This is a genomic window from Sulfolobus sp. B1 (assembly GCF_007050195.1).
Classification (GTDB): Archaea; Thermoproteota; Thermoprotei_A; order Sulfolobales; family Sulfolobaceae; genus Saccharolobus.
Window position 1 is genome coordinate 1 of the sequence record NZ_QIMI01000084.1, and the last position, 7750, is coordinate 7750.

The 7750-nt window shown below is 34.3% G+C and carries 6 protein-coding genes and 1 pseudogene; 4 read left to right on the plus strand and 3 right to left on the minus strand.

Annotated elements, in window-relative coordinates; all coding sequences use genetic code 11:
• Positions 1-681: pseudogene (locus DMP16_RS06620) on the plus strand (DNA polymerase IV); the annotation flags it as partial.
• Positions 682-938: 257 nt separating this feature from the next.
• On the opposite strand, the gene DMP16_RS06625 reads toward DMP16_RS06620, so the two are convergent.
• Together DMP16_RS06625 and rtcA are read right to left on the minus strand one after the other, a co-directional pair.
• Positions 939-2507, minus strand: a complete 1569-nt coding sequence (locus DMP16_RS06625; protein ID WP_069284052.1) for an aldehyde dehydrogenase family protein — start codon at positions 2505-2507, stop codon at positions 939-941.
• A gap of 362 nt (positions 2508-2869) precedes the next feature.
• Positions 2870-3889: an RNA 3'-terminal phosphate cyclase gene (gene rtcA / locus DMP16_RS06630; protein ID WP_069284051.1), complete on the minus strand. Its 1020-nt coding sequence runs from the start codon at positions 3887-3889 to the stop codon at positions 2870-2872.
• Positions 3890-3904: 15 nt separating this feature from the next.
• Between rtcA and DMP16_RS06635 the strand changes: the two genes are divergently transcribed.
• From DMP16_RS06635 to DMP16_RS06645, 3 genes are all read left to right on the plus strand, one after another.
• Complete coding sequence (locus tag DMP16_RS06635; RefSeq protein ID WP_069284050.1) at positions 3905-4339, plus strand: hypothetical protein; 435 nt, start codon at positions 3905-3907, stop codon at positions 4337-4339.
• A 97-nt stretch (positions 4340-4436) separates the two neighbouring features.
• Complete coding sequence (locus tag DMP16_RS06640) at positions 4437-5714, plus strand: glutamine synthetase family protein (RefSeq protein WP_143577002.1); 1278 nt, start codon at positions 4437-4439, stop codon at positions 5712-5714.
• 1 nt (position 5715) lies between these two features.
• Positions 5716-6711 carry an alcohol dehydrogenase catalytic domain-containing protein gene (locus DMP16_RS06645; RefSeq protein ID WP_069284048.1) on the plus strand — a complete coding sequence of 332 codons (996 nt, stop codon included), beginning with the start codon at positions 5716-5718 and terminating at the stop codon, positions 6709-6711.
• Here the strand turns inward: DMP16_RS06645 and DMP16_RS06650 are convergent.
• Positions 6708-6968: a 50S ribosomal protein L13e gene (locus DMP16_RS06650; protein WP_069284047.1), complete on the minus strand. Its 261-nt coding sequence runs from the start codon at positions 6966-6968 to the stop codon at positions 6708-6710. The genes DMP16_RS06645 and DMP16_RS06650 overlap by 4 nt on opposite strands.
• Positions 6969-7750 lie beyond the last annotated feature (782 nt).

Below are 7750 nucleotides of genomic sequence, written 5' to 3' on the forward strand. Positions count from 1 at the left end.
GGTTTAGAAATAAAGGGAAGAATTCTGAAACAGGAAAAAATAACTGTTACAGTAGGAATATCCAAAAATAAAGTTTTTGCGAAAATAGCAGCTGATATGTCGAAACCAAACGGCATCAAGGTTATCAATGATGAAGAAGTAAAAAGATTAATCAAAGAACTAGATATAGATGAATATCCTGGGATAGGTAGAGTAACTGCGGAGAGATTAAAAGCTTTAGGTATTAGAAAATTGATTGATATATTGAATTTTGATTTCGAGATTATTAAGAAGCAAGTGGGGGAAGCAAAGGCTACCTATTTATTTTCTATAGCGAGAGATGAATATTCTGAGCCAATTAAGGAAAAAGTTATCAAAAGCGTGGGAAAGATGGTCACTCTAAAAAGAAATACTAGGGACATAGAGGAAATAAAACCATTTTTGTATAGAACAGTTGATGAAGCCTATCTCAGATTAAACGGAATGATGCCTAAGACCCTTCACCTAGTTGCGGTAATGGAGGACTTAGAGATAATCACCAGGGAGAAAACATTCCCTTATGGAGTAAGTAAGGAAAGAGCCTATAAAGAGTCACTAAAGTTGCTTGAAAAACTCTTAGAGGACGATGATAGAAGAATAAGGAGAATTGGAGTTAGGTTAAGTAAGTTCATAAAATCAGCTACCCTGGATGAATTCTTTTGATTTTAATGAAATTACGAGCTATTTTCCAATTAACTAGTAAGTAAACTACGTTAAATAACAATTTTACTATAAATTAAAATATTATGAGTTCGTCTTAGAGAAATTTACTAAGATAGAATAAGACAGCGATTTTTAAAAAGGTATTACTTAAGATAAAATGGTTCATTAATCTTCAAGAATTTTTAAAATATAATAGGAATTGTTGTCATGTAGCAAAGCTACTACTATACGTAAAAAACTGCCTTACTAAGAATCATTTAAACGTATTCAGTTATAGCTTGCTCCCTTAAGAAGGAGAGTAGATAATAGGGACCTCCAGCATTCTTGCCAGTCCAACCAGAATGTTTCCATCCGCCAAAGGGTTGTACGCCCGGCATAGCACCTGTTGTTGACCCGGCAATTCTATTAGCGTAAACTACACCAGCTTGTATATGACTAAAGAAGAACTCAATTTCTTTCTTATCTTCTGAGAAAATACCAGCTGTTAATCCATAATCTACATTATTTGCCAGTCTTATCGCCTCCTCCAGCGACTTTACCTTGCCTATTAAAACTATTGGCACAAATAATTCAGTGTACCATAACCAATGATTATATGGTACCTCTACAACAACAGTCGGCTCTACAAAATATCCTCTTTGATCATCTTTGACATTCCCGCCTACTAGGATCTTTCCATTGCTTTTCCTTACTTCTTCAATATATTTTCTATACTTTTCAATCGCTTGTCTATTGATTAAGGGTCCTAAGAATGTTCTTCTATCCCTAGGATCACCAATTACAATAGACTTCACCTTATCTACGAACGCTTTTACGAAGTTATCGTAGATTGGCTCTTCTACAAATATCCTAGATGTAGCACTACACTTTTGTCCTCCAAAGCCAAATGCTCCTCTTAGTGTACCCTCTACTGACTTATTGAGATCAGCCTTTTTAGTAATAATAGTAGCATTCTTACCGCCTAATTCTAGTACAGCTGGTCTTGGATTTTTACTAATAAAGTCCTTTAATAACCTATGCCCTACTTCTCTAGATCCAGTGAAGGCGAAACCAGCAATACCTAGGTTCTCTATTATTTCTTTTCCAAATAATTCTCCCGATGTAGTAACATAATTAACAGTATTTTTTGGGAAACCAGCCCTCCTCATTATCTCGACCAACTTAAATCCAGATAGTGGAGTATCTGAAGACGGTTTTATAATAGCGGTATTACCGGTAATCACGGCGCTAATAGTCATTGTAGTAGTTATTGCCAACGGAAAGTTAAATGGTGAAATAATTGCCCATACTCCATAAGGTTTCATTACGCTATATGCAATCTCATTCTTGTATATCCTAGACTCCATTGGTCTTACATAACCTTTATTCTCCTCTAAAAGATACGCGTAATACATAAAGTAATCTATTGCCTCGTCCACTTCAGCAACGCTTTCAAACCTATTTTTCCCATTTTCATAAGTGATTATTGCAGCTAACTCAAACTTTTGTCTTTTCATCAATTCAGCAGCCTTGTAACTTAATTCTACCCTTTCATGCCAATCAACATATTGCCATTCTTCAAACGCTTTCTTAGCCACTTCTACTGAATCCTTAATTTCATTAACACCAGCTTTCTGGAATTTGCCTACTAATATTGATGTATCAAAAGGGGATCTGACCTCAAACTTGTCATTCACCTTTACTTCTTTCTCCCCTATAAGAAGTGGGTATTCCTTACCTAATTCTTCCTTAACTCTATCTAATGCTCTTTCGAATTCTCTATGAAATTCGTCTTCTTTACCCTCTTCAACATATCGCTGATACGTTTTTTCATTAACAAATACCATAACACTTTATTGTATAATCGAATAAATAAAAGTTTCTCGTGCAACAATTTAAAACAATTGAATCAAAAATATTACTAATCACTCATATTTTTAACATTTAACTCCTTATGTAGTGCCGTAATGAGGATTTAAATTAAGATAGACAACTTTAGTAATGAATGCAAGTTATTGATATTTTTATAACAATATAACAGCACTATCAGTATCTGTTAATTCTGAACACATATGTGGACAATCGACCATCTAAGGCTTTTTGATTACTGCCTTGTCTTCATTAAGGTTAGTAAGCCTAGTTTTTCCAAATGACAAAATATAAGTGCTTTTTAACATATTAATGATTTGATGTTATCTCTTTGAGATGATCATATGGGTTTACATTCAAAATAGAACGGGCTCTTTCCTTTGATCTCAACTTTAACTTCTAAAAACTTTCTTATTACTTCTATATTAGTTAAGGCATGGCTGGTTAATTCAGCACCTACGAATTCTCCCCTAAAAAGGCAAGCATAGATCATCAACATGTCACTCATATACCTATCCACAGCTGAGCTGGTTTTAAAATCGTTAAGCAAAGTATTAGATGCTTCCTCTCCAACTGTTTCTGCTCTTTTTCCTCTCTCCCCTAATGAGTCTGCTCCAATTACACTATTTTCTCCGATCAAAGCTAAGGTAATCCCGCTGCCCTTACTCCTTTCACCTTGACGCACATCGAGGCTAATATCTATGGGAACGTTAGGTAATGCTTTAGTTAAGATACTCTTAGCTGAATTCATCTGTCTCTCCGCTATATGAGATGGCAATGAAGAGACGTGTGAAATACCTTCAACCTTCTCTACCTTTCCTAGTTTAGTTAATGAAAAATCATGAGGATTACCTTTAACTTCACTTAATATGACTTCTCCACCACCTTCTGGATAATGGCCTCTTCTAATTAAGTCCAAACTAAAGTTTATCCCTATTTTCTCCAATACTCTTTTATAAACTAGTCTAATGTAATCGATTGTAGGTGATTTAGGTACATCGGTACCACCTAGCACTCTTAATTTAATATTCTTATTAACTATTGCAGGTATCGCAGTCTGTAATAACAGCGTTATGCTTCCAGCTGTTTTAATGTCGATAGTTATATTTCCGCCTCCCTTTAATTCTCTAGGTGAGAATACTAATTCTTTGGATCCTACCTCGTCACCCTTAGTTTCAGCATTAGATATTATTTTCATTAGCCTTACAGCCCACAAATGCTGATGCTGTAAACCGGGGTTAGGTCTATTAGCTCTAATGTTAAAAATTCTAAATGGTTTACCAGTTATGACTGAGAGAGACAAGGAAGTCCTTAGTATTTGTCCACCTCCCTCACCAAATGATCCATTAATTTCAATCATTAGGTGATGTAATAAATGAAGATTAAAATAAAGTCAATCGTTAAACCTATAGGCGAAGAAGAACTTTCTATAATACCACTAGCCGAAAATGGCGTGTTTGTAGAATGCCTAAATTTTTATGAGGATATAGAGGGAGGAAGACAGGCTAGGCTAGTAGTTGTCTTAGATAAATATGGTGATATAAAGTTTGACCAAATAAATTACATAAAAGGTAAAAAAACATACATAGATGCTGAGGGTGTAGATGAAGACTTTAATTCAATTAAGAAGATCATAAAATTGGATAGAATAGCTAGGATGTACAGAGTTCCATTATATTTTGATATACAAATTGTTGACAATCCAGATATGAATAGTAGAGGGATCAAAGGCTTGATAAATTATTTAGCTGTACATAAGGAAATCAATATTACTAGTTTAAGAAATGTGGTAAGGTTAGAAGTTATTTAAGGTTTAATTTGTTTAGCATTTTTAGTAGTTATCAGAATGGAGAGACTAGGCTCTATAAGTTTTATTAAATAATACTTCTAATCCTTTATGAACAAAAGTGTACAAGGAGAATGTACTCGACGTATTAAAATCTGGTAAGATAGATTATGTCAGAGTTGAGATTGTTGACCTCTTAGGAAATACTAGAGGTAGATCTTTAAGAAGAGCAGAATTTGAAGATATGATAAATAGTAATAGAGGAGTAAATTACCCTGAATCTCTTGTACTAATGGATTACATGGATAGACCAATCAAAAGCAAATACGAAGACGTCACTGCGATACCAGACCTTAACACGTTTATTATAGTACCTTATTTAGAGAGGACTGGTAGGGTCTTATCGTTTATTACAAATCCAGATAATTCTCAATACGCATTTTGTAGCAGAACAATCCTTAGTAGGGCTATAACCAAATTGGAAGAGATTGGGTATTCATTAGAAATCTCTTTTGAACCAACATTTTACTTGCTTGACAAAGATTTTAACCCTGCAGATTATGCTAAGGCATTCTCGTTGGAAGGTTTGCTAGAACAACAAGATTTTCTAAAAGCCCTTATAAAGTATTTGGAGGAGGCTGATATAAAAGTAGAGACCATAAACAAACACTATGGTCCGGGACAATATGAGATAAAACTGTCACAGAAGTCTTTAATGGAGGCGGCTGATGCTCTTATAGCAAGCAGAGAAATTATTAGAGATACGGCTAGGTTCTATAATTTATTAGTTACATTCATGCCTAAGCCATTCAAAGAATACCCTAGCAGTAGTATGGATATAAAGATTAGCATAAAATCAAAGGATGGAAATGATCTTATGTACGATTCTAACGATCCAAGGGGAATAGGCCTAAGTAAGGTGGCTTATAATTTCTTTGCTGGAATATTAGAACATCTAGCTTCTATATTGGCATTTGCTGCACCTACGGTTAATTCGTATAAGAGATTTAAGGAACTTGTGACTCCAAACATTATGGGCATAGGAACGGAGAGACATTATATTGTAAGAATACCTAACTCTTATAGGGATTCACATTACATTGAATTTAGATTGGCTGATCCTCTATCTAATCCTTATTTATTATTAGCCTCTATGATTTATGCCGGAATTGATGGAATCGAGAGAAATCTAACTCCTAACTTGAATGAGTATTACGGAAATTTGCCACAAACACTTAAAGAGTCCTTACAGAAGCTCGATAGTGATAACTATATGAAATATAATTTAGGGCAGGAATTAATAAATACATATTTTAATTTAAAGAACATTGAAATTGAGGAATACGAGTCACAGATAACTAAGTGGGAGAGGGAGTATTATCTAAAAGCCGGATTGTAAAATGAAAGCAGCTTTGTTTAAAGAATACGGAATTCCATTAAATATAGAAAACGTAGCGGAGCCTAAAGATGGAATAATACTGCGAGTTTTAGGAACTGGATTATGTCATGGGGATGTTCACCTAATCTTTGGAGATTGGAAGTACGATATTAAAATTAACACTCCTAGAATTTTAGGACATGAAATAATCGGGGAAGTGGTAAGTGGAAATACAAAATCTCTTGAAAGAGGTGATATGGTACTAGTATATAATGCAGTAGGTTGCATGAATTGTAAATATTGTAAAATTGGACATTACCAATATTGTGAAAATGTAAACATAATAGGACTTCACTTAGATGGGGGATATGCTGAATATGTTAAAGTGCCTAGTGAGAGGAATCTATTAAAAGTTGAAGGAAATCCTATTGAGCTAGCTCCTTTAGCTGACGCAGGAATAACGGCTTATAACTCAGTAAAGGGGATAAGTGAAGACGATAATGTATTACTTGTTGGAACGAGCTACGTATCACTTTTAGCGTTACAAATCTTGAAAAATAGGAGAACAAAGGTTGCAGTAGTTGGAAGAAATTTAAGCAAACTGAGTAAATTTAAAGAGATAGGAGCTGATGAGATAATTCCTTTGAAATCCAATTCTGTCGGACAAGCTGTGGGTGAGATTTCCTCTTTATATAAGTTTGACTACATAATAGATTACGTAGGAAACAATACTACACTCACCGATTTGCCATGGTTGTTAAGGAACGAGGGAGAATTAAGGATAGTTGGTGAATTTGGAGGGGTTCTAAATATTCCGGAACAACTCCTAGTTTTAAGGGGGATTAAAGTGAAAGGAATATTATATGGAACTTATGATGATTTATTAGGAGTATATGAGTTATATAGCAAAAAAGTAATCAAAACTTTTCCAATACCTTATTCATTAAATGAAATAAATCAAGCTATTAACGATGTAGCTAATGGAAAAATTTTTGGCAGAGCTATAATAATTCCCTAGGTTTTATTGTCCTTTTGTTGCGTCTTATTTTCTATAAATTTCTTGAGCATTTGAATATTTTCTTCATGTACGGACTTTCTCCTAATATCCACATAGATACCCAATTTTCTAGCTTTCTCAATAGTTAATCCCGCTTTAACTATTTCACCTACACTAAAGCCTTTTCCTACCCTATATACCTTCCTATCATTTTTATACTCGAAAGTAAAGTTAGGCCTTTTTATTTTTGGGGTGGGAACTTCAGCCCTTTCAGTCATATATATTGCTAAGCCTAAAACTTCTTATAAAGTTATAATTCGTTTTTAAACAATAGTCGATTGCATAAGCTGAATACGCATATAAAAATTGTTAAAACTGGTCCCCTTCTTGCCTTAGGTGACTAACCTTTCCTCATTTTCTAAATCTTATCTATAGTTTTAGCTCATTTATTCGTTACAAAGTGAGGAAAGCCTCACAAGGTGAGGATGAAAAGTATATAAACCCCTTATCTCTTCACCTGCGAGTAGGGGAGTTAAAAAGGGTAGGTTAGAAATCATGACTACTATTAACCTTATGATTTTCCTTACCTTCCCCTACTCAACCTTGTTGAAAGACATGAGAGAGGTTTAGTCTTCACCCTAAACCGGCACAAGACTGTTATAGGGATGCAATAGCAATACACAAGGGTTAGTTGAAGAACCCTAAACGCAGTAGGTATCCTAGAATACGTAAAGCATCAGTTTGGTTAACTCCTAATATCTTATAAAAGATATAGAAAAGGTCGCTTATAGGTATTTGCGTTACTATGAGAATGATAGGGATGTAATTGCTATCATGAATCTTCATGATTTTCTGAGCCTCTCAACATATGAGAGATGTAAGCACGAATCGATGAGGGAAAAGGGGAGGAAGTCAAGTAAAGTCTCTTAGTTGCTAAAATAGTTGTTCCTCCCATACCCGCTATTCTACTACTAACTGTAACTATGTTTTTTATTATTTATTTTAGTTTTAATCGGAACTTTTAAATTTTATAATTATCAAATCAACGATGAAAAACTCA